At 59.6% G+C, this 19681-nt stretch carries 21 protein-coding genes; 11 read left to right on the forward strand and 10 right to left on the reverse strand.

Going from position 1 to position 19681, the window contains the following annotated elements:
- Positions 1-9: 9 nt before the first annotated feature.
- The 4 genes from KVG95_RS07245 to KVG95_RS07260 form a co-directional block, all read right to left on the reverse strand.
- On the reverse strand, positions 10-282 hold the full coding sequence (locus tag KVG95_RS07245; RefSeq protein ID WP_007897448.1) for an oxidative damage protection protein: 273 nt from the start codon (positions 280-282) through the stop codon (positions 10-12).
- Positions 279-1346, reverse strand: a complete 1068-nt coding sequence (gene mutY, locus KVG95_RS07250; RefSeq protein WP_217855265.1) for an A/G-specific adenine glycosylase — start codon at positions 1344-1346, stop codon at positions 279-281. The genes KVG95_RS07245 and mutY overlap by 4 nt, the downstream gene beginning before the upstream one ends.
- On the reverse strand, positions 1343-3571 hold the full coding sequence (locus KVG95_RS07255) for an AsmA family protein (RefSeq protein ID WP_217855268.1): 2229 nt from the start codon (positions 3569-3571) through the stop codon (positions 1343-1345). Before KVG95_RS07255 ends, mutY begins: the two co-directional genes overlap by 4 nt.
- A gap of 77 nt (positions 3572-3648) precedes the next feature.
- Positions 3649-4053, reverse strand: a complete 405-nt coding sequence (locus tag KVG95_RS07260) for an acetyl-CoA sensor PanZ family protein (protein WP_217855270.1) — start codon at positions 4051-4053, stop codon at positions 3649-3651.
- Positions 4054-4319: 266 nt separating this feature from the next.
- Here KVG95_RS07260 and KVG95_RS07265 point away from each other — a divergent pair, with 266 nt between their 5' ends.
- The 7 genes from KVG95_RS07265 to KVG95_RS07295 all read left to right on the forward strand — a co-directional run bounded on the left by KVG95_RS07265 (position 4320) and on the right by KVG95_RS07295 (position 10130).
- Complete coding sequence (locus KVG95_RS07265; protein WP_052962820.1) at positions 4320-5981, forward strand: OFA family MFS transporter; 1662 nt, start codon at positions 4320-4322, stop codon at positions 5979-5981.
- Between the two features lie 270 nt (positions 5982-6251).
- Positions 6252-6845: an imidazoleglycerol-phosphate dehydratase HisB gene (hisB, locus tag KVG95_RS07270; protein WP_007939452.1), complete on the forward strand. Its 594-nt coding sequence runs from the start codon at positions 6252-6254 to the stop codon at positions 6843-6845.
- Positions 6845-7483, forward strand: coding sequence for an imidazole glycerol phosphate synthase subunit HisH (gene hisH / locus KVG95_RS07275; protein WP_008068774.1), 639 nt, complete (start codon positions 6845-6847; stop codon positions 7481-7483). Before hisB ends, hisH begins: the two co-directional genes overlap by 1 nt.
- Positions 7484-7741: a DUF2164 domain-containing protein gene (locus tag KVG95_RS07280; RefSeq protein ID WP_046045558.1), complete on the forward strand. Its 258-nt coding sequence runs from the start codon at positions 7484-7486 to the stop codon at positions 7739-7741. It abuts the gene before it with no gap.
- 42 nt (positions 7742-7783) lie between these two features.
- Positions 7784-8521, forward strand: a complete 738-nt coding sequence (hisA, locus tag KVG95_RS07285; RefSeq protein WP_007897434.1) for a 1-(5-phosphoribosyl)-5-[(5-phosphoribosylamino)methylideneamino]imidazole-4-carboxamide isomerase — start codon at positions 7784-7786, stop codon at positions 8519-8521.
- A 9-nt stretch (positions 8522-8530) separates the two neighbouring features.
- The gene (gene hisF / locus KVG95_RS07290; protein WP_007897430.1) at positions 8531-9301 is read left to right on the forward strand and encodes an imidazole glycerol phosphate synthase subunit HisF; all 771 of its coding nucleotides are present in this window, start codon (positions 8531-8533) and stop codon (positions 9299-9301) included.
- Between the two features lie 73 nt (positions 9302-9374).
- A complete protein-coding gene (locus KVG95_RS07295) occupies positions 9375-10130 on the forward strand; it encodes a substrate-binding periplasmic protein (protein WP_217855272.1) in 756 nt (251 codons plus the stop codon).
- A 3-nt stretch (positions 10131-10133) separates the two neighbouring features.
- On the opposite strand, the gene KVG95_RS07300 is transcribed toward KVG95_RS07295, so the two are convergent.
- The 5 genes from KVG95_RS07300 to gpmI all read right to left on the reverse strand — a co-directional run bounded on the left by KVG95_RS07300 (position 10134) and on the right by gpmI (position 16980).
- Complete coding sequence (locus tag KVG95_RS07300) at positions 10134-11372, reverse strand: trypsin-like serine peptidase (protein WP_217855274.1); 1239 nt, start codon at positions 11370-11372, stop codon at positions 10134-10136.
- A gap of 104 nt (positions 11373-11476) precedes the next feature.
- A complete protein-coding gene (locus KVG95_RS07305) occupies positions 11477-12271 on the reverse strand; it encodes a divergent polysaccharide deacetylase family protein (RefSeq protein ID WP_217855276.1) in 795 nt (264 codons plus the stop codon).
- Position 12272: 1 nt separating this feature from the next.
- On the reverse strand, positions 12273-13592 hold the full coding sequence (locus KVG95_RS07310) for a S41 family peptidase (RefSeq protein WP_217855278.1): 1320 nt from the start codon (positions 13590-13592) through the stop codon (positions 12273-12275).
- 295 nt (positions 13593-13887) lie between these two features.
- Positions 13888-15180, reverse strand: a complete 1293-nt coding sequence (locus KVG95_RS07315) for a murein hydrolase activator EnvC family protein (protein WP_217855280.1) — start codon at positions 15178-15180, stop codon at positions 13888-13890.
- 270 nt (positions 15181-15450) lie between these two features.
- Complete coding sequence (gene gpmI / locus KVG95_RS07320) at positions 15451-16980, reverse strand: 2,3-bisphosphoglycerate-independent phosphoglycerate mutase (RefSeq protein ID WP_201061495.1); 1530 nt, start codon at positions 16978-16980, stop codon at positions 15451-15453.
- 154 nt (positions 16981-17134) lie between these two features.
- On the opposite strand from gpmI, the gene KVG95_RS07325 reads away from it, so the two are divergent.
- Genes KVG95_RS07325 through secB form a run of 3 tightly spaced genes read left to right on the forward strand, consistent with a single transcriptional unit; the run spans position 17135 to position 18345 of the window.
- Positions 17135-17548 (forward strand): rhodanese-like domain-containing protein, encoded by a 414-nt coding sequence (locus tag KVG95_RS07325; protein WP_123361124.1) that lies wholly within the window; start codon positions 17135-17137, stop codon positions 17546-17548.
- A 1-nt stretch (position 17549) separates the two neighbouring features.
- A complete protein-coding gene (gene grxC, locus KVG95_RS07330; protein WP_018929204.1) occupies positions 17550-17804 on the forward strand; it encodes a glutaredoxin 3 in 255 nt (84 codons plus the stop codon).
- A gap of 55 nt (positions 17805-17859) precedes the next feature.
- A complete protein-coding gene (gene secB, locus KVG95_RS07335) occupies positions 17860-18345 on the forward strand; it encodes a protein-export chaperone SecB (RefSeq protein ID WP_007897410.1) in 486 nt (161 codons plus the stop codon).
- Between the two features lie 131 nt (positions 18346-18476).
- On the opposite strand, the gene KVG95_RS07340 is transcribed toward secB, so the two are convergent.
- Positions 18477-18932: a tRNA (cytidine(34)-2'-O)-methyltransferase gene (locus KVG95_RS07340; protein ID WP_007949025.1), complete on the reverse strand. Its 456-nt coding sequence runs from the start codon at positions 18930-18932 to the stop codon at positions 18477-18479.
- Between KVG95_RS07340 and KVG95_RS30310 the strand changes: the two genes are divergently transcribed.
- Complete coding sequence (locus KVG95_RS30310) at positions 18931-19371, forward strand: hypothetical protein (protein ID WP_264082246.1); 441 nt, start codon at positions 18931-18933, stop codon at positions 19369-19371. The genes KVG95_RS07340 and KVG95_RS30310 overlap by 2 nt on opposite strands.
- Positions 19372-19681 lie beyond the last annotated feature (310 nt).

Raw genomic sequence — 19681 nt, forward strand, 5'->3', positions numbered from 1 at the left:
AAAACGGGATTATTCAGCTGGCGGAACGTAGCCTTCGGCCTTGGCGTATTCCTCGCCGGAAAAGAACTTGTCCATCTCGCCTTGAAGATATTTGCGGTCTTCGGCGTTCATCATGTTCAGGCGTTTTTCGTTGATCAGCAGGGTCTGGTGTTTCTGCCAGTCGGCCCAGGCCTTGGCCGAGACGTGGTCAAAAATGTCCTGACCTTTTGCACCCGGAAATGGAGCGCGCTCCAGGGCGGGTAATTCTTCTTTGTACTTGCGGCACATGATGGTGCGGGTCATGACGACTCTCCTGCGTTCAATACGGCGGCCGCGCGTTCGAGCAAGGTTTTGACCGGGGCGGCAAGGCCCAGGCGCGGCGGGGTGGCGAGGTTATACCAGAGCCAGTCGGCCTCGGCCACGTGATGGCCAGCCTCTTGGACCTGAACCAGCCAGGGTTCGATGGATAACTGAAAGTGGCTAAAGGTGTGTACCAGGCTCGGCAGGGCCTGTTGGCTGCCCAACTCCAGCGAATGCTGCGAAGCCAGATGCTGAAGGTCATCGAGGTCGTCGAGTTCCGGCAGGCTCCAGAGACCGCCCCACAGGCCCATGGAAGGGCGACGGTAAAGCAGAATCGCCCCTTCGCCATTGGCGAGCATCGGCATCAGCGTGCGCTTCTGTGGCACGGCTTTGCGTGGCTTGGGGATCGGGTAGCGGGTTTCCAGGCCAAGCATGTGCGCCTCGCAGCCCTTTTCCAGCGGACAAAGCAGACAGCTCGGTTTGCTGCGGGTGCAGAGCGTGGCGCCCAGATCCATCATCGCCTGGGTGTAGGCGTTGACCCGATCATGTGGCGTGAAGCGCTCAGCGTTGGCCCACAGCTGTTTGGCAACCTTGGGCTCGCCCGGATAACCCTCTTGCGCGGTAAAGCGCGCCAGCACCCGTTTGACGTTGCCATCGAGGATCGGCGCCCGCAGGCCCATGCTCAGGCTGGCAATCGCGCCGGCCGTGGACAGGCCGATACCCGGCAGATCTGTGAGCTTTTCCACATCACGGGGAAACTCGCCGCCATATTCGGCAACGACAATCTTCGCAGTCTTCTGCAAGTTGCGCGCGCGGGTGTAATAACCGAGACCGGTCCACAGGTGCAGCACTTCGTCTTCCGGCGCGGCGGCCAGAGCTTCGACCGTTGGCAGCGAAGCCATGAAACGGTCGAAGTAATTCAGCACAGTGCTGACCTGGGTCTGCTGCAGCATGATTTCCGAGACCCACACCCGGTAAGGGGTGATGCCCTGTTGCCAAGGCAAATCGTGGCGGCCGTGGCGGTCGTACCAATCCAGCACCGCCGTTGAAAACTGCTCGGCTCTCATCGCTTGAACAGCCCCTTGAGCGCGTTTTTCAGTTCCGGGCTGACTTTATCGCCAAGCTTCTCGTCGATTTTTTCGCTGATTCGCTCGCCAGCCAGTTTGCTCGCGACTTGTCCCATGCGTTCATTGTCGACGCGGCAAGCCTTGGCACCCAGTTCCAGCGGACCACGGCAGCGCAGTGGCCACTCGATGCCGACGAAGCGCTCGCTGACTTGGCAGGCCGGGTCCGGCATGTCGCTCTTGTCGCCTTCGACGATCACGCCGACGCGGTAATCCATGCCCAGCACCCGCAGGTCGATGTCGCCGTTACCGTTGACGGTCATGCCCGGAATGCGCACTTTCAGATCGGGGTTATTGGCCACGCCATTGCGGAAGGTCAGGTTGCCCTTGAGCTCTTCGAACGGTGTGTCCTTGCCCCGTGGCTCGCCGGTGAGGGTTTTGCGATTCAGGGTGGCGATGCCTTTGCACAGTTGCTGCTCAAGGTTGGCATTGAGCAGCACGCCGTTGTTGATGACGAAACTGGCATTGCCGTTGAGGTTATCGATCAGCACGCTCTGGCTATTGCCGCTGCTGGTCAGCGCGCTATCGAGCGTAACCAGGCCTTGGAGCGGTGGATTTTTCCCTTGGCTTTCGAGGATTTTTTCTACAGGCACTTTGCTGATGCGCGTCTGCATGTTCAGCGCCGGCACTTGCTGGCGCACGTCCAGGGTACCTTTGGCTTCGAAGTTGCCGTCGTACAGGTCGCCGCGCAGGTTCTCCAGCGTCAGCAGGCCGCCTTGGCCTGTGGCCTTGAGTGCCGCATTCTGAATCGGCAGTTTGTCGAGGGTCAGCTGGCCGAAAGTCAGGTCGGCGTTCACGTCGAGTTTGCTCAGGCGTTCCACCGGCAACAGACGCTCGGTGCTCCACGGGCCTTTGGTCGGTGAGGGCGGCAGCGGTGAACTGCCTGCACCAGCCATCGCCTCGCTCTCGGTGCTGGCCACTTCGGCCTGACGCACCTGCTTCGCGCTGTTGGCTTCGGCGGATTTTGGCGGCAAGTAACGATCGACGTTGAAGGTGTCAGCCTTGAGGTTCAGTCGCAGCGATTGCTTGGCGAAGTCCTCGACAGCGATGCGGCCGCTGAAAGTGCTGTCATCGAGCTTCAGGTTGAGGTTGTCGAGGGTCAAACTGGTCGGCGTGCCGGCAACCTGGCTGGCCAGTTCGACTTTGCTCAGGCTGCCTTCGGCCATCGCCGGGAGTTTCTGGCCGATGCTGTCGACGAATTTCGCCAGATCGAACTGGGCAATCGACAGGCCGCCGCTGATTTGCGGGGTCTTGTCGAGGTCGTTGGCCTTCAGTTCGCCCAAGGCGCGCAGCTGATTGGCGGAGATCTTGATGCCGGTCCATTCGGCGACGTTGGCGGCCTTGTCCAGCAGCAGCTGGCCTTGAGCGGCGAAGGTCATGGTTTTGCCTTGCAGCGGATCGCCAGCGACTTCACCGGAGAGTTTCATGTCTTCGAATTTGTAGCGCTGCAGCGCACGTTCGAAACGCAACTCGCCGGCCAGCTCGGTGCGCACCCGCAGAACCGGTTGGTTGGTACCGAGGAACGCGGTGAGTTTGACCGGGATGTTGGTCGAGTCGTGCACGGGGCCAGTGCTCAGCTGGATGCTTTCGGCGCTGAACTGCTTGCCGGTTTTCTCGTCGCTGTACTCAACGCGGGCGTTGTTGACGGTCAGGCTGTCGATGTCCAGGCGGATCGGCTGGGCCGGTTTTTCTGCCTGAACGGTAGTGGTTGGTGCAGGTTCGCCGGTGGCGGCGGGCGGCGTGGCCGACGTCGTCGGGGTAGCAGGTGCCTTGCCTATGTCTTCCCAGTTGCCATGGCCGTCCTTGTCACGATTCAGGCGCAGGTTCAGGCCTTCGACGCGCACATCGCTCATCTGCACTTCGCGGCGCAGCAGCGGAATCACGCGGACCGACAGGCCGAGCATCTGCAAGTCTGCGAACGGTTCGGTAGGCTTGGCCAGGGTTGCAACACTGGCTTCGTGCAATTCCAGGCCCAGCCAGGGAAACAGGCTCCAGCCGATATCGCCATTGAGCGTCAGCTCGATGTGGGCCTTGTCGCGGGCAATCTGGCGAATCTCGTCTTTATAGTCGTTGGGATCGAAGAGGTGGGTCAGGGCAAAGCCCAGCGCCACAATGATCAGCAACAGCCCGAGAAGTACCAGACCCAGGATTTTGCCGAACGCTTTCATGGGCGAGTCCTTGTATTAGTCGAATTCGAAATTTAGCCGGGGAGTATAGCGCTCCGAAGTGGCTGACCGGTCAGCGATCACATCGGGAGCTCATCCAGCGGTACCTTCAGCTTAGCCACCAGCGCTTGAGCTTCGAGGTGCCCGGCAGGCGCCAACAGCCGCAATGTCGCGCCTGATTGCGACGCCATTTTCTGCGCTTCGTTCACCAGACGCTCGGCAACCCCACGACGACGGGTGATTTTTCGTACGCATAAATGGGACAAATGCCAGACGTCCTGGTGCCGTTGCAAACGTGCCGCACCCAACAGCCGATCGTTGAAGCGTCCGGCGATCAGCGAACCGTCCTGCAGGCAGCCTTCGATCAGCTGCATCTCCCCAGTGAATGGCGCAAACAGCCAGTCCGGGGCATCGCGGTAGATCTTCTGCAGATCTTGCTGATCCTGATAAGTGGCTTGGTTCAGCAGTTCGACAATGATCGGCATGGCGCTTCCTTTGAAAAGTTAATCCGGCCTCTACGTGTGAAAACATGTTCTTGCGGTTGTACGAGAACAGATGACATACAAAAGGTGATATCAGTTTGGTTTTTCTGTCACGTGCAAATGGTAACCTCTGCCCGTTCGTCCGTCCCTTCTGTGGCGTGATGTCGCACCAAAATGGAGCTTCACCTAAAAAACAGTCATGCCTGCGTGCATTAAGGCTGGGGGTGAAGAACGGCTGGCGAACAATACTAATAATTGGGGGAAACACCATGACTACGAGCATCACGGCGGACGGCTTTGCCGACCAGCCCGCGTTCCTGTCCAAGGAACGCATCATCGCCAAGCCCGGTTTTAACCGTTGGCTGGTACCACCGGCCGCTCTGGCCATCCACCTGTGCATCGGCATGGCCTACGGCTTTTCGGTGTTCTGGTTGCCGTTGTCCAAAGCCCTGGGCGTCACCAAGGCCGTGACTTGCGCGCCGGACATGAGCTTCATCGCTCAGGTCTTTTCGTCTCAATGCGACTGGCCGATCTCGATGCTCGGCTGGATCTACACCCTGTTCTTCATCTTCCTTGGCTGCTCGGCAGCGATCTGGGGCGGCTGGCTTGAGCACGCAGGCCCTCGCAAGGCCGGTGTTGTGTCGGCACTGTGCTGGTGTGGCGGTCTGCTGATTTCGGCGCTCGGGGTCTATACCCACCAGATCTGGCTGATGTGGATCGGCTCCGGAGTCATTGGCGGTATTGGCCTGGGCCTGGGTTACATCTCGCCGGTCTCGACCCTGATCAAGTGGTTCCCGGACAAGCGCGGCATGGCCACAGGCATGGCGATCATGGGCTTCGGCGGTGGCGCGATGGTAGGTGCTCCACTGGCTGCAGCGCTGATGGGTCACTTCGCTTCGCCAACCAGCGTGGGCGTATGGCAGAGCTTCCTGGTAATGGCTGCGATCTATTTCGTGTTCATGATCGGTGGCGCACTGTCCTACCGCGTTCCGCCAACCGGCTGGAAGCCTGAAGGCTGGACTGCTCCGGCGAAAAAAGCGTCGAACTCGATGATCACTCACCGTCACGTCCACGTGAATGTGGCGTGGAAGACTCCGCAATTCCGTCTGGTGTGGCTGGTGCTGTGCCTGAACGTTTCGGCGGGCATCGGCATCCTCGGCATGGCTTCGCCGCTGCTGCAGGAAGTCTTCGCCGGTAAATTGCTGGGCACCGACCAGACATTTGGTCAGCTGGATGCCGGGCAACTGGCCTCAATCGCTGCCATTGCTGCTGGCTTCACCGGTTTGCTGAGCCTGTTCAACATTGGTGGCCGGTTCTTCTGGGCTTCGTTCTCAGACTACCTGGGTCGCAAAAACACTTATTTCGTGTTCTTCGCCCTCGGTTTCGCACTGTACGCGCTGATCCCGAACCTCGGTCATCTGGGCAGCGTCGCGCTGTTCGTGGCGGCGTTCTGCATCATTCTGTCGATGTACGGCGGTGGTTTTGCGACGGTGCCGGCTTACCTGGCTGACTTGTTCGGTACGCAAATGGTCGGCGCGATCCACGGTCGTCTGCTGACCGCGTGGGCGGCGGCGGGTGTGTTGGGGCCGGTGTTGGTGAACTACCTGCGTGAATATCAGCTGAGCATTGGCGTTGAACGTGCCGCGGCTTACGACATCACCCTGTACATCCTCGCGGGCCTGCTGGTGCTGGGTTTTCTGTGCAATCTGATGGTTCGCCCGGTGGCCGACAAGTACTTCATGACCGACGCTGAACTGGCGGCCGAACAGGCGCTGGGCCACGACAAAGGGGCTGACGCCAGCACCGTGCTGGAGTGGAAAGCGGATGCGGGCACCAAACCGTTGGCGGTGGCTGCGTGGTTGGTGGTGGGCATACCGTTGGCGTGGGGTGTCTGGGTGACGCTGCAGAAGACTGCGGTTCTCTTCCACTAACGCAAAACCCTGTGGGAGCGGGCTTGCTCGCGAAAAGGGCGTGTCAGTCGACATCAATGTTGCCTGGTACGCTGCTTTCGCGAGCAAGCCCGCTCCCACATTTGCTCTCCGTGGACACAGATTTTGTGTTTGCCGGCTTGTACTGACATGTCTATCCCCGACGGCAGGGGATTCACTCCGTCAGTGATATCACCTCTCGTGTTTCTGTTTAGCGCCCGCGACCCTATAATGGCTGCCTTTTTCGCCCCAATGATTTTTGCGGAGCTGGTGATGGCCGAACGTATGGCGTCTGTCGAGCGCGACACTCTGGAAACCCAGATCAAAGCCTCGATCAACCTGGATGGCACCGGAAAGGCCCGATTTGATATCGGTGTACCTTTTCTTGAGCACATGCTGGACCAGATCGCCCGTCACGGGCTGATCGACCTGGATATTGTCAGCAAGGGCGACCTGCATATCGACGACCACCACACGGTGGAAGACGTCGGTATCACGTTGGGTCAAGCCTTCACCAAAGCCATCGGCGACAAGAAAGGCATCCGTCGCTACGGCCACGCCTACGTGCCGCTCGATGAAGCGCTGTCGCGTGTGGTGATCGACTTCTCCGGCCGTCCTGGCCTGCAGATGCATGTTCCTTATACCCGCGCTACCGTCGGCGGTTTTGACGTTGACCTGTTCCAGGAATTTTTCCAGGGCTTCGTCAACCACGCCAACGTCACCCTGCACATCGACAATCTGCGTGGGCACAACACCCACCACCAGATCGAGACCGTGTTCAAGGCTTTCGGCCGCGCCCTGCGCATGGCCGTGGAGCTGGATGACCGCATGGCCGGTCAGATGCCGTCGACCAAAGGCGTTCTGTAATGCAGACGGTCGCGGTTATCGATTACGGCATGGGCAACCTGCACTCGGTGGCCAAGGCTCTCGAGCACGTCGGTGCCGGCAAGGTCCTTATCACCAGCGATGCCGATGTGATTCGCGAAGCCGATCGCGTGGTATTTCCCGGCGTCGGCGCGATTCGCGATTGCATGGCGGAGATCCGTCGCCTGGGCTTCGACTCGCTGGTGCGTGAAGTCAGCCAGGACCGTCCGTTCCTCGGCATCTGCGTGGGCATGCAAGCCTTGCTCGACAGCAGTGAAGAGAACAATGGCGTGGACTGCATTGGCCTGTTCCCGGGTCAGGTGAAGTTCTTCGGCAAGGATTTGCACGAAGACGGCGAACACTTGAAAGTGCCGCACATGGGCTGGAACGAAGTGAAGCAGACGGTAGAACACCCGCTGTGGCACAACATTCCGGACCTGGCGCGTTTTTACTTCGTGCACAGCTACTACATCGCTGCCGGCAATGCGCGGCAGGTGGTGGGCAGCGGTCACTACGGGGTCGATTTCGCCGCAGCGCTGGCCGACGGCTCGCGTTTCGCCGTGCAGTTCCACCCGGAGAAGAGCCATACCCATGGCCTGCAATTGCTGCAGAACTTCGCTGCGTGGGATGGTCGCTGGTAAATGGCTGCCAAAAAGAAGCCGCCGATCCTGACCCTCACTCCCGAGCAGGAGAACGAGGCCAATCACAAGATCAAACGCTTCATGGAGGATCGCTTCGAGCTGGACCTGGGTTCGTTCGAAGCGGCTGAAATCCTTGAGCTGTTTACCCGCGAAATTGCTCCGCACTATTACAACAGGGCGATTTTCGATGTGCAGACGCACCTCAAAGAGAGGTTCGAAAGCATCGAAAGCGACCTGTGGGCGCTCGAGAAAAACTGATTTCCGAGCGAAGCTGAATACTCGAATTTGAAGGTTTGCCAGATGCTGATTATTCCCGCTATCGATCTCAAAGACGGTGCCTGTGTTCGTCTGCGCCAGGGCCGCATGGAAGATTCCACGGTGTTCTCCGATGACCCGGTGAGCATGGCTGCCAAGTGGGTGGAAGGCGGTTGCCGCCGTCTGCATCTGGTCGACCTGAACGGTGCTTTCGAAGGTCAGCCGGTCAACGGCGAAGTAGTTACCGCCATCGCCAAGCGCTACCCGAACCTGCCGATTCAGATCGGCGGCGGTATCCGCTCGCTGGAAACCATTGAACACTACGTCAAAGCAGGCGTGAGCTACGTGATCATCGGCACCAAAGCCGTGAAAGATCCGGCTTTCGTTGCCGAGGCCTGCCGCGCGTTCCCGGGCAAAGTGATCGTTGGTCTGGATGCCAAAGACGGTTTTGTCGCCACCGACGGCTGGGCTGAAATCAGCACCATCCAGGTGATCGACCTGGCCAAGCAATTCGAGGCTGACGGCGTGTCCGCGATCGTTTATACCGACATCGCCAAAGACGGCATGATGCAGGGCTGCAACGTTTCGTACACCGCCGCCCTGGCCGCTGCGACGAAGATTCCGGTGATCGCTTCCGGCGGTATCCACAATCTGGGTGACATCAAGTCGCTGCTCGACGCCAAGGCGCCAGGCATCATCGGCGCCATCACCGGCCGGGCGATTTACGAAGGCACCCTCGATGTCGCTGAAGCGCAAGCTTTCTGCGATTCGTACAAAGGCTGAGGACTCACCATGGCGCTGGCCAAACGCATCATCCCTTGCCTGGACGTGGATAACGGCCGGGTGGTCAAGGGCGTCAAGTTCGAGAACATTCGCGACGCCGGCGACCCGGTGGAAATCGCCCGTCGCTACGACGAGCAAGGTGCCGACGAGATTACCTTTCTCGACATCACCGCCAGTGTCGACGGTCGCGACACCACGCTGCATACCGTCGAACGCATGGCCAGCCAGGTGTTCATCCCGCTGACCGTGGGTGGCGGCGTGCGTACCGTGCAGGACATTCGCAACTTGCTCAATGCCGGTGCGGACAAGGTCTCTATCAACACCGCTGCGGTGTTCAACCCGGAATTCGTCGGCGAAGCGGCGCAGCATTTCGGCTCGCAATGCATCGTCGTCGCCATCGACGCGAAGAAGGTTTCCGGTCCGGGCGAAACCCCGCGCTGGGAAATCTTCACCCACGGTGGTCGCAAGCCAACCGGCCTCGACGCCGTTGAGTGGGCGAAGAAGATGGAAGGCCTCGGTGCCGGCGAAATCCTGCTGACCAGCATGGACCAGGACGGCATGAAAAACGGCTTCGACTTGGGCGTCACCCGCGCCATCAGCGATGCGCTGGGGATTCCGGTGATCGCGTCCGGCGGTGTCGGCAACTTGCAGCACTTGGCCGATGGCATCCTCGAAGGCCACGCCAGCGCGGTGCTGGCGGCGAGTATTTTCCACTTCGGCGAATATACCGTGCAGGAAGCCAAGGCTTACATGGCTCATCGCGGCATCGTGATGCGCTAAACAGTACAGGCCAGTGGACAGCATGGCGGGCTCAAGGCACTCTTGGGCACGCCATGGATTCCGGTAGCCCGACATGCTTAAACGTCTCCTTCTTGTCCTCGCCAGCGCTTCTCTGTTGCTCATCAACGGAGCTCACGCCGAAGAAAATCCCGGCACCGGTCTGGTGTTGCTGACGGAAAACTTCCCGCCGTACAACATGGCGAAGAACGGCAAAAATTTCGCTCAGGACGAGAACATCAACGGCATTGCCGTGGACATTGTCCGTGAGATGTTCAAACGCGCCGACATCACTTACAGCCTGACGCTACGTTTCCCTTGGGAGCGAATCTACAAACTCGCCCTGGAGAAGCCTGGCTATGGCGTGTTCGTGATGGCGCGGTTGCCGGACCGCGAGAAACTCTTCAAGTGGGTCGGCCCTATCGGCCCGGACGACTGGATTCTGCTGGCCAAGGCCGATAGCAAGATCACCCTCGAGACGCTGGAGCAGGCGCGCAAATACAAGATCGGCGCCTACAAGGGCGATGCGATTGCCGAGACACTGGCCAAGCAAGGATTGAAACCGATTGTTGTGCTGCGGGATCAGGACAACGCCAAAAAACTGGTCAATGGCCAGATCGACCTGTGGGCTACCGGTGACCCGGCAGGCCGCTATCTGGCGCGCCAGGAAGGCGTGAACGGGCTCAAGACCGTGCTGCGCTTCAACAGCGCCGAGTTGTACCTGGCGTTGAATAAAGACGTACCGGACGAAACCGTCGCCAAGCTGCAAGCCGCGCTGGATCAACTGCGCAAGGAAGGCGTGGTTGACGAGATCATGGGGCGCTATCTGTAGCAATTATCTTGATGTTGTCTGAAGGGCAGTGGCCGGTGTCGCGCTCAAGTACACGGCACTTGTAAACACGTTATTCAACGTCGCCCTTGTCAGCTGCTGTTCCCCTGAGGCGACGCCGATAATGCACAGTGCATGTGCGCCGCTTTGTGGCCCGATTTCAGTATTGATGTAAGCATCTTCAGCGCTGGTGGCGGCGCTGTAATTGTCGAGGTCCTTGCAGTCCCTGGCGTTATGGACCGTTTTATAGCGATAGAAGGGTGCCTCGAGGGAAAACCTGAAATCCCACGTAGGCAATACGGTATGCCCCTCCGCGTTTTGCACTCTATGAACGTAGGACTTGAGCTTCCAAGGCTCCGAGACAGTCAGTTCGACCGGTTCCAGGGAGCAGTCCTGCCCATTACTGGTAAAGATGCCGTCGATAAAGCAGTAGTACAGGAAGTTGGCGGAATAGCTGTAGTTGAAACGCGTTGCCTGGCAGGACGACGAATGTTCGCAGCCGGGGGGAGCTGACAGGTTGCGGTAGGCTCCGACTTTACTGACGATGCCGGTGATTTCGTTGGTGCGGCGGTTCAGCATCGGGCTACCGGAGCTACCAGCGTAAAGGTCGCAGCTGTTTTTCATGGCTAAAGGGAACACCCCTGGATGATCGATGAATGTTCCGGCGGTTTGTTCAGCGCAGGCGCTCAATCGAAGCCCCTGTTCGGTAAAGCCGCCCGGCGCGCCAATGTTAAGCGCATCCTGACTCTCGTAGGTTTGATGGGGCGCCAGCTTGAGCGGGTTGACCCCTGCCTGTATCAGCGACGCCAATGTCGCGTCGACTTCGAGTACTGCAAGATCGGTCCCGACCAGGCTGCTCCATCGGGCAGTTCGGATGGCGTACTGGCGCTTACGCTGTGGCACGTCATGAAAGTAGTGGAAGGTGACGCTGGCTTTCAAAGGCAGGTTGGTCCGCGCCGAACCGTACTCAAAGAACACGCAATGACCACTGGTGAGCAGGTAGGCAGGGCCGGTCGCTCGGCCTTGCCTGTTTCGCGTATCCAGTAGAACGGCGCTGCAGGTCTCGCCCGATTGGAGACTGAGTCGTCCCACGCCGCTCCAGATTTCATAAAAATGCTCACTGTTTTGCAGGGCTCTTGAAGGCGAATCGTTGATGGCGCCTTCGCCCAAATCGCGAGCCTGCACTGCAGAAATAGCCAGCAGGCCAATCAGGCCGGCGAAGCAAAAGAAGCTGAGATATTTCATGTCCATTCCTTGGTGATGAAATTCGGGGTGAGCGCTATCGTGGCACGCGTCTGTGTGCCGACAGGTATAAATAGTTATCGCGAAATGGAGTGGGCCGCGAGGAATTACCGGGCGGTCGGGAGGTGGTACTGACCATCCTTGCCGTGCGCTGCCGTCGCACGATTGCCGCGCACACTGATCATCTGTTTGATATCGATCCAGTCAATGCCCTGAGCCTTGAGCTTGGGTAATTCACGTTCAAGCACCGCCAATGTCTGCGGATACGGATGCCCGATCATCACCGCAGAACCTTGCTTTCGCGCCAGGCTGATAGCTGTCTGTAGCTGAGTAAAAATCGCGGCTTCAGTAGGCTCGTCATCCAGGAACACATCCCGCGAAACGCTCGCCAGACCAATCTTCTGCGCCTCCGCGGCCGCCACGGTTTGCGCGCTGGTGCGGCTGTCGACGAAGAACTTGTGCCGACGCTGCAAGTCCGCCATCAGCCAGGCCATGGCCGGTTGCTGCGCGGTCATGCGGCTGCCCATGTGGTTGTTGATGCCAGCGGTATACGGCACAGCCTTGAACGCTGCGTTCAAGCGCTTCTCGAGTTCTTCGATAGGTAATTCGGGATGCCAGGCAAACGGCCCGGTGGCCGGGGCCATGGGCATGTGCAGGATGACGATCTTGCCGGCGCGATGGGCTTCGCGGGCGAACTCGGTGGCGTGGGGAGTGTCGGGCATGATTGCCGCGGTGACCGGGCCGGGCAGCGCCAGCACACGGCGATCCTGGAGCAGGTTCTGCCCCAGGTCATCGATGATCAGGCTCAGATAAGCCTTGTGAGGTGCCGCTGTTGTGGCAGGCGCCGCGTGAGCGACACCCGCCAGACAGCACAGCAGACCAAGGAGCAACCGCAGGCGCATCTCAGCGGCCGGAGGTGATGCTCAGCCCTTTGAGCAGGCTCAGGGCCTGGGCCAACTGGTAATCGTCATCCTGCGGCATGGCCTTGGCTTTGCCACTGGAACCGGTCGGTTTGTCGGCGCCGCCGTTGCCATTGCCCAGGTGACCTTGCAGATCGGCTTCCTTGAAGTATTCGCCGTCCTGCTCGTTGGTGATCTTGGCCCTGCGTACTTCGATATCCGGGACGATGCCCTGCGCCTGAATCGAGCGACCATTCGGTGTGTAGTACAGCGCCGTGGTGATTTTCAGTGCGCGTTCGTTGTTCAGCGGCAACACGGTCTGGACCGAGCCTTTGCCGAAACTGGTGGTGCCCATGACGACTGCGCGTTTCTGATCCTGCAGGGCGCCGGCGACAATTTCCGAGGCCGAGGCGCTGCCGCCGTTGATCAGTACGACCATTGGCACGGCTTCGCTTTCGTCCTTGCCGGTGGCGGAGAAGCGCAGTTCGGAGTTGGCGATGCGGCCCTTGGTGTAGACGATCAGGCCCTTGGTGATGAAGTGGTCGACCACTTCTACCGCCGATTGCAGCACGCCGCCCGGGTTGTTACGCAGGTCGAGGACGATACCGCTGAGCTTCTTGCCGTTGTCCTTGCGCAGCTTGGCCAGGGCCTTGGAGACCTCTTCGCCGGTCTTGACCTGGAACTGGGTGATGCGGATGTAGCCGTAGCCGGACTCCAGCAGCTGGCTCTTCACGCTTTTCACTTGAATGATGGCGCGGACCAGGGTCACATCGAACGGCGCACCACCGTCGCGTACCAGGGTCAGGGTGATCTTCTGGCCGATCTTGCCGCGCATCTTGTCGATGGCTTCGGTCATGCTCTGGCCGCGAGTCGGCTGGCCGTTGATCTTGACGATGAAGTCGCCAGCCTGAATGCCGGCCTTGGAGGCCGGGGTGTCATCGATGGGCGAAACCACTTTGATGAAACCGTCTTCGGCGCCGACTTCGATGCCCAGGCCGCCGAATTCGCCGCTGGTGCTTTCCTGCAATTCAGCGAAGTCTTCCGGGCCCAGGTACGCGGAGTGTGGGTCGAGGTTGCTGAGCATGCCTTTGATGGCGTTTTCCAGCAGGGTCTTGTCGTCCACCGGTTCTACGTAGGCTGCCTTGATCCGGTCCATGACTTCGGCAAAGGTGCGTAACTCGTCCAGCGGCAATGGCGCCTTGGTGGTCGCAGCAGTGCCTGCAGGTGCGACCGCCGGGGCAGGCTCAGCGGCAAACGCCAACGGCGCGCTGATCACCAGGGCAATCGTCAGGGCCAGCGAGGTAAGGCGGGACAAATACAGCATGTCGAACGAACTCCTAATAGGTCGTGGTGACGCTTAATAGCGGGTCGCGTTGGAGCTGTGAGCGTGCGATGCAAGGCGTGAGACGCAGGTAAGGGTTGTTTCCTTGCCAAGTCTCACAACGCAGCAGCGCGCGCTCACAGCTCCAACCCGGAGGGCCGTGCCCCGGAAGGCGCAATACGTCGTTATTCGTCGTTCATTTGAAGCAACCAAACCTCACTCCTCATGCCTAGTCTTGCGCCTTCCGGGGCGCGGCGCGACCCGCTATTAAGCGTCACCACGACCTAAGATGGCGTACTTATCCTTGCGCACGACACCATTGCGCCGGATCACTCGGGTGACCCTGCTGACGAATAGCGAAATACAGCGCTGGTGTGTCCTGCCCGCCACTGTTGCCGACAGTGGAGATGGACTCACCGGCTTTTACCACGTCACCCGCAGACTTGAGCAACGTCTGGTTGTGACCGTAAAGACTCAAAAAACCGTTACCGTGGTCGAGGATCACCAGCAACCCGGCGCCGCGTAACCAATCGGCAAACACCACGCGGCCGCCGTGAACGGCATGCACTTGGCTGCCGGCGGAGGCGCTGATCATCACGCCGTCCCATTTGGTGCGGGCATCGTCGCCACGGCTTTCACCGAAGCGTGCCAGCAGTCGACCATCAACCGGCCATGGAAGTTTGCCGCGGGTGGAAGCAAAGGGGCCGCCAAAGGTTTCGCCTGAACTTGAAACCAGTGCGCCGGGTGTCGATTTAGCGGGTTTGCGTGGGGCATCGGTGGCATCTGCTTCAGCCTGAGCCTCACGTAAACGCTTTTTTTCGGCTTCCTGCTGGGCGATCAGCGCTTTTTGCCGCGCTTCTTCTGCCTCTCGGGCCTGACGGGCCAGGGTTTCTTCAATGGTTTTAAGGACTTTAGACAGATCTGCCTGATCCTGCTCGCGCGCCGCCAGTTTCTGGTCGCGGGCCTTCACGTCGTCGTTGAGCTTGGCCAGGACTTGCTGACGCTCCTGGCGGACCTTGTCGAGTTCGTCGCGCTGGCTGTCGAGGCTGCTTTTCTGCACCAGCAATTGCGCTTGCTGCAGGCCGATGTCTTTCTCGACATTGGCCAGTTGGCGCAGGGTTTCATTGAAATTCTTCAGCTGCTCCAGGCGGGCCTGGCTCAGGTAGTCGTAATAGGTGAGGGTGCGGGCGAATTTTTCCGGGTTCTGCTGGTTGAGCAGCAGCTTCAGGTACTCCTGACGGCCATTCTGATAGGCCGCGCGGGCCTGGATGGCGATCAGTCGTTGCTGTTCAATGCGCGCGCTCTGGAGTTTTTTTTTCTCACCATCGAGTCGCTGCAGCTCGGATTCGCTTTTCTTCAACTCTTTTTGCAGGGCTTCGACCTGCTTCTCGAGCTTGCCCATCTCGGTTTCGGTGCCCTTGAGGTCTTTCTGCACCCCGGATTTTTCTTCCTGGAGTTTGCCCAGCAGTTTCTTCAGCTCGGCAATGTCCTGACGCGTGGCGTCCAACTGTTGTTGGGTTTGCGTGCGCTCGTCGGCAAAGGCCGGTTGAAGCAGGCAAGTCAGGGCAAGGGCTATCAGGACGCGAAGCATAGAGGCGGGCGACACCAGGGAAAGGGACGGCCTAGTATGCCCGCCAAGCGCAGCAAAAAAAATGCCCAATTGGGGTTGTGTGATAACTGGAGTGGGGTTCAGGGCGTTACGTTCTCCAAAAACACCACAAAACCAATGTGGGAGCGGGCTTGCTCGCGAAGGGGACATCACATTCAACATCAATGTTGACTGTCAGACCGCTTTCGCGAGCAAGCCCGCTCCCACAGTTGATTGGTGCTGTTTCAAGGGATTTGAGCAATTCCCCTTTGATTACACCAGAATCGAAGTACCCGTCATCTCCGCCGGTTTCTCAAGCCCCAGCAACATCAGCATGGTCGGCGCGACATCCGCCAGCACGCCGCCGCCGCGAACCTTGAAGTCACGCTTGCCGACATAGATGAACGGCACCGGCTCGGTGGTATGCGCGGTGTGCGCCTGGCCAGTGGATGCATCGGACATTTGCTCGACGTTGCCGTGGTCAGCAGTAATCAGGGCTTCACCGCCGACTTTTTCCAGGGCATCGACAATACGGCCGACGCACAGGTCCAGGCACTCGACCGCTTTAACTGCCGCGTCGAACACACCGCTGTGGCCGACCATGTCGCCGTTGGCGTAGTTGACCACGATCACGTCGTAACGCTGGTTTTCGATGGCATCGACGATACGGTCGGTGACTTCCGGGGCGCTCATCTCGGGCTGCAAGTCATAGGTGGCGACTTTCGGCGACGGGATCAGGATGCGTTCTTCGCCCGGGAACGGTTCTTCGCGACCGCCAGAGAAGAAGAAAGTCACGTGGGCGTACTTCTCGGTTTCGGCGATGCGCAGCTGCGTCTTGCCGTTTTTCGCCAGGTAATCGCCCAACACGTTGTCCAGGCTGCTCGCGGCGAAGGCCGACGGCGCGGGGATGCTGGCGGCGTATTGGGTCAGCATGACGAAACCGGCCAGTTTTGGCTGGCGAGCACGTTCGAATTCCTTGAAATCGTCTTCGACGAACACGCGGGTCAGTTCGCGGGCACGGTCGGCGCGGAAGTTCATGAAGACTACGGCGTCGCCGTCTTCGACTTTCACCGGTTCGCCGATGGAGGTGGCTTTGACGAATTCGTCGCTTTCGCCACGCTCGTAAGCCGCTTGCAGGCCTTCCTGCGCGGTGGCGGCATTGAATTCGCTGCTGCCATCGACAATCAGGTTGTAGGCCTGGGACACGCGATCCCAACGGTTGTCGCGGTCCATGGCGTAGTAACGGCCAATGATGCTGGCGATCCGGCCTTTGCCGAGGGCTTCGAAGGTCGCGTCCAGCAACTCGATCGACGACTGGGCGCTTTTCGGTGGCGTATCGCGGCCATCAAGGAAGGCGTGCAGGTAAATTTTTTCGGCGCCGCGCTTGTAGGCCAGTTCAGCCATGGCGACCAGGTGATCCTGGTGGCTGTGAACGCCGCCATCGGACAGCAGGCCCATGAAGTGCACGGCTTTGCCGGCAGCAACGGCTTTATCCACCGCGGCGCAGATGGTCGGGTTCTCGAAGAACTCGCCGTCGCGGATCGCTTTGGTCACACGCGTGAAGTCCTGGTACACAACGCGGCCGGCGCCGAGGTTCATGTGACCGACTTCGGAGTTGCCCATCTGGCCGTCCGGCAAGCCGACGTCCATGCCGCTGCCCGAGATCAGGCCGTTCGGCACGGTGGCCCACAGACGGTCCAGTACGGGCTTCTTCGCTGCAAAGATGGCGTTGGATTCAGGGCTCTCGCTGTGACCGAAGCCGTCGAGAATAATCAGGACCAAAGGTTTAGGCGTGGTAGTCATGGATTCCACTCGTGGCTGAGTTATAAAGAGGGCGATGGAAAAGGGAGTGGCAGTTTAAAGCGAAGTTCCGGCGCCGTCACCGCCGGACGGGGTTTGGCCCACCATAGTGGCTGTGTATACTGGCCGACATTTTAACGCCCTGGAACCTCCTTCGATGGTTGCTCACCTGATTGAATTTGCCACTAACCACTATTTGCTCGTCGGTATCTTCGTCGTACTGCTGGCGTTGCTGATCGCTTATCAGATGCAGGGCGGCGGCCGCAGCCTGAGCACCGGTGAACTGACCGGGCTGGTTAACAAGGACGCAGGCGTGGTGATCGACATCCGTCCGATCAAGGATTTCACCGCCGGTCACATTGTTGGCGCGTTGAACATTCCTCACGACAAACTGACCGCTCGCGTTGGTGAACTGGAAAAGCACAAGGCCAAGACCATTATCCTGGTCGACGCCATGGGCCAGACTGCCGGCACTCATGCCCGCGAACTGATGAAAGCCGGCTTCACCGCCGCCAAGCTGTCCGGCGGTATTTCCAGCTGGAAAGCCGACAATCTGCCGCTGGTGAAGTGATATGAACAACGTCGTCGTCTATTCCAGCGATTACTGCCCTTATTGCTCGCGAGCCAAGTACCTGCTCGAGAACAAAGGCGTAGCCTTCGAAGAGATCAAGGTCGATGGCAAGCCGCAGGTACGTGCCGCGATGGCTCAGAAGGCCGGACGAACGTCCGTGCCACAGATCTGGATCGGCAACACCCACGTTGGCGGCTGTGATGATTTGTTTGCCCTGGAGCGCGCCGGCAAGCTCGACGCCATGCTCAAGGCCTGACTGCCTTACTTGAAATAGCCAACCCTACAAGACCCGAGATCAGAAAGGATCTGAGATGACTGACCAACAGAACACTGCAGCTAGCGAAGAAGAAACCGCACCGCAATTCTCCTTGCAGCGCATCTACGTACGTGACTTGTCCTTCGAAGCCCCGAAAAGCCCGGCGATTTTTCGCCAGCAGTGGGAGCCGAGCGTCGGTCTGGATCTGAACACTCGCCAGAAGGCTCTGGAAGGCGACTTCCACGAAGTCGTACTGACCCTGTCGGTCACCGTGAAAAACGGTGAAGAAGTGGCGTTCATTGCTGAAGTGCAACAGGCCGGGATCTTCCTGATCAAGAACCTGGACGATGCTTCGATGAGCCACACCCTCGGCGCCTTCTGCCCGAACATCCTGTTCCCGTACGCTCGCGAAACCCTGGACAGCCTGGTGACCCGCGGTTCGTTCCCGGCCCTGATGCTGGCCCCGGTGAACTTCGACGCGCTGTACGCACAAGAGCTGCAACGCATGCAGGCGGCTGGCGAGACTCCAACCGTTCAGTAAGCGGTCCTGAAGTCAAAGCAAGTCCAATGTGGGAGCGGGCTTGCTCGCGAAAGCGGTATATCGGTCAGCATTAATGTTGCAGCTGATGACCCCTTCGCGAGCAAGCCCGCTCCCACATTTGTTATGTGGTGTTACTTGAACCCGAGCTGGCGCCAGCCTTCATACACGGCGACGGCCACGGTGTTGGACAGGTTCAGGCTGCGACAGCCTTCGCGCATCGGCAAACGCAGGCGTTGTTCGCCGGGCAAGGCGTCGAGCACTTCGGCCGGCAAGCCACGGCTTTCCGGGCCGAACAGGAAGGCATCGCCCTCGGCGAAACTGGCGTCGTGAAATGGCCGCGAGCCCTTGGTGGTAAAGGCGAACAGCCGTGGATGGCCGAGGCTTTCCAGGCAGCTGGCGAGGTCTGCGTGGCGTTGCAGGGTGGCATACTCATGGTAATCGAGGCCGGCCCGGCGCAGGCGCTTGTCGTCCATCTCGAAGCCCAGCGGTTCGATCAAATGCAGGTGGCAGCCACTGTTGGCGCACAGCCTGATAACGTTGCCGGTATTCGGCGGAATTTCTGGTTGGAAAAGGATGACGTGAAACATGCACGGCTCCGAAGGTAAAGATGACGGGCATTCTACGCCGCCAAAGGACCCTCGTTCGAAACTATTCCCGCGAGTGATGGCTTCGCTGGCGATTGTCGGGATGATGGTGGGCCTGATGATCGGTCGCCTGACCGCGCCCGACCCCAGCGTTTTGCAGCAGGTCGAGGTGACGGACGATGGGCTGGTGGTGTGGTTCAACAACGAACCTAAAACCCATGGCGAGATAGTCGACGGCAGCGTGGCGCTGTTGTTCGAGGCTGAAGGCCGTGCACAGAAAGGTCAGCTCAAGCTCAACGGCAGAGACGTGAACTGGCGAACGCGATTGAGTGATGGGGGATTGTTGCTGACGGTGGTGGCGGCCCGGCCGCTGCAGGGCGAATGGGCCGGTAGCGAGGTCGATGACCGCTGGCGGCTGGAGATCCATCTCCGAGAGCAATAAAAGAGGGAATCCCCGGCCTGCCTGTACCAAGGTCCCCAAAACGGGAGGGCTCGCGCATTGCGGCGTGAGCCCGGTGTAAAGAGGGAATCCCCGGCCTGCCTGTACCAAGGACCCCAAAACGGGAGGGCTCGCGCATTGCGGCGTGAGCCCGGTGTAAAGAGGGAATCCCCGGCCTGCCTGTACCAAGGACCCTAAAACGGGATGGGCTCGTCGCAGTTGCGGTATGAGCCCGGTGTAAAGAGGGGAATCCCCGGCCTGCCTGTACCAAGGTCCCCGAAACTGGGTAGTGAATCGAATCACTGATTGGACT

This window comes from Pseudomonas farris, assembly GCF_019145235.1.
GTDB classification, from domain to species: Bacteria; Pseudomonadota; Gammaproteobacteria; order Pseudomonadales; family Pseudomonadaceae; genus Aquipseudomonas; species Aquipseudomonas farris.

Excerpts from the sequence above, each read along its gene's own strand:
- hisA (WP_007897434.1), top strand. The coding sequence starts at position 7,784 with ATGCTGATTATTCCCGCTATCGATCTCAAAGACGGTGCCTGTGTTCGT.
- KVG95_RS07300 (WP_217855274.1), bottom strand. The coding sequence starts at position 11,372 with ATGAAATATCTCAGCTTCTTTTGCTTCGCCGGCCTGATTGGCCTGCTG.
- secB (WP_007897410.1), top strand. The coding sequence starts at position 17,860 with ATGACTGACCAACAGAACACTGCAGCTAGCGAAGAAGAAACCGCACCG.
- hisF (WP_007897430.1), top strand. The coding sequence starts at position 8,531 with ATGGCGCTGGCCAAACGCATCATCCCTTGCCTGGACGTGGATAACGGC.
- KVG95_RS07280 (WP_046045558.1), top strand. The coding sequence starts at position 7,484 with ATGGCTGCCAAAAAGAAGCCGCCGATCCTGACCCTCACTCCCGAGCAG.
- KVG95_RS07260 (WP_217855270.1), bottom strand. The coding sequence starts at position 4,053 with ATGCCGATCATTGTCGAACTGCTGAACCAAGCCACTTATCAGGATCAG.
- KVG95_RS07245 (WP_007897448.1), bottom strand. The coding sequence starts at position 282 with ATGACCCGCACCATCATGTGCCGCAAGTACAAAGAAGAATTACCCGCC.
- KVG95_RS07295 (WP_217855272.1), top strand. The coding sequence starts at position 9,375 with ATGCTTAAACGTCTCCTTCTTGTCCTCGCCAGCGCTTCTCTGTTGCTC.
- KVG95_RS07340 (WP_007949025.1), bottom strand. The coding sequence starts at position 18,932 with ATGTTTCACGTCATCCTTTTCCAACCAGAAATTCCGCCGAATACCGGC.
- KVG95_RS07315 (WP_217855280.1), bottom strand. The coding sequence starts at position 15,180 with ATGCTTCGCGTCCTGATAGCCCTTGCCCTGACTTGCCTGCTTCAACCG.
- KVG95_RS07310 (WP_217855278.1), bottom strand. The coding sequence starts at position 13,592 with ATGCTGTATTTGTCCCGCCTTACCTCGCTGGCCCTGACGATTGCCCTG.
- gpmI (WP_201061495.1), bottom strand. The coding sequence starts at position 16,980 with ATGACTACCACGCCTAAACCTTTGGTCCTGATTATTCTCGACGGCTTC.
- KVG95_RS07325 (WP_123361124.1), top strand. The coding sequence starts at position 17,135 with ATGGTTGCTCACCTGATTGAATTTGCCACTAACCACTATTTGCTCGTC.
- mutY (WP_217855265.1), bottom strand. The coding sequence starts at position 1,346 with ATGAGAGCCGAGCAGTTTTCAACGGCGGTGCTGGATTGGTACGACCGC.
- KVG95_RS07255 (WP_217855268.1), bottom strand. The coding sequence starts at position 3,571 with ATGAAAGCGTTCGGCAAAATCCTGGGTCTGGTACTTCTCGGGCTGTTG.
- KVG95_RS30310 (WP_264082246.1), top strand. The coding sequence starts at position 18,931 with ATGCACGGCTCCGAAGGTAAAGATGACGGGCATTCTACGCCGCCAAAG.
- KVG95_RS07305 (WP_217855276.1), bottom strand. The coding sequence starts at position 12,271 with ATGCGCCTGCGGTTGCTCCTTGGTCTGCTGTGCTGTCTGGCGGGTGTC.
- KVG95_RS07265 (WP_052962820.1), top strand. The coding sequence starts at position 4,320 with ATGACTACGAGCATCACGGCGGACGGCTTTGCCGACCAGCCCGCGTTC.
- grxC (WP_018929204.1), top strand. The coding sequence starts at position 17,550 with ATGAACAACGTCGTCGTCTATTCCAGCGATTACTGCCCTTATTGCTCG.
- hisB (WP_007939452.1), top strand. The coding sequence starts at position 6,252 with ATGGCCGAACGTATGGCGTCTGTCGAGCGCGACACTCTGGAAACCCAG.
- hisH (WP_008068774.1), top strand. The coding sequence starts at position 6,845 with ATGCAGACGGTCGCGGTTATCGATTACGGCATGGGCAACCTGCACTCG.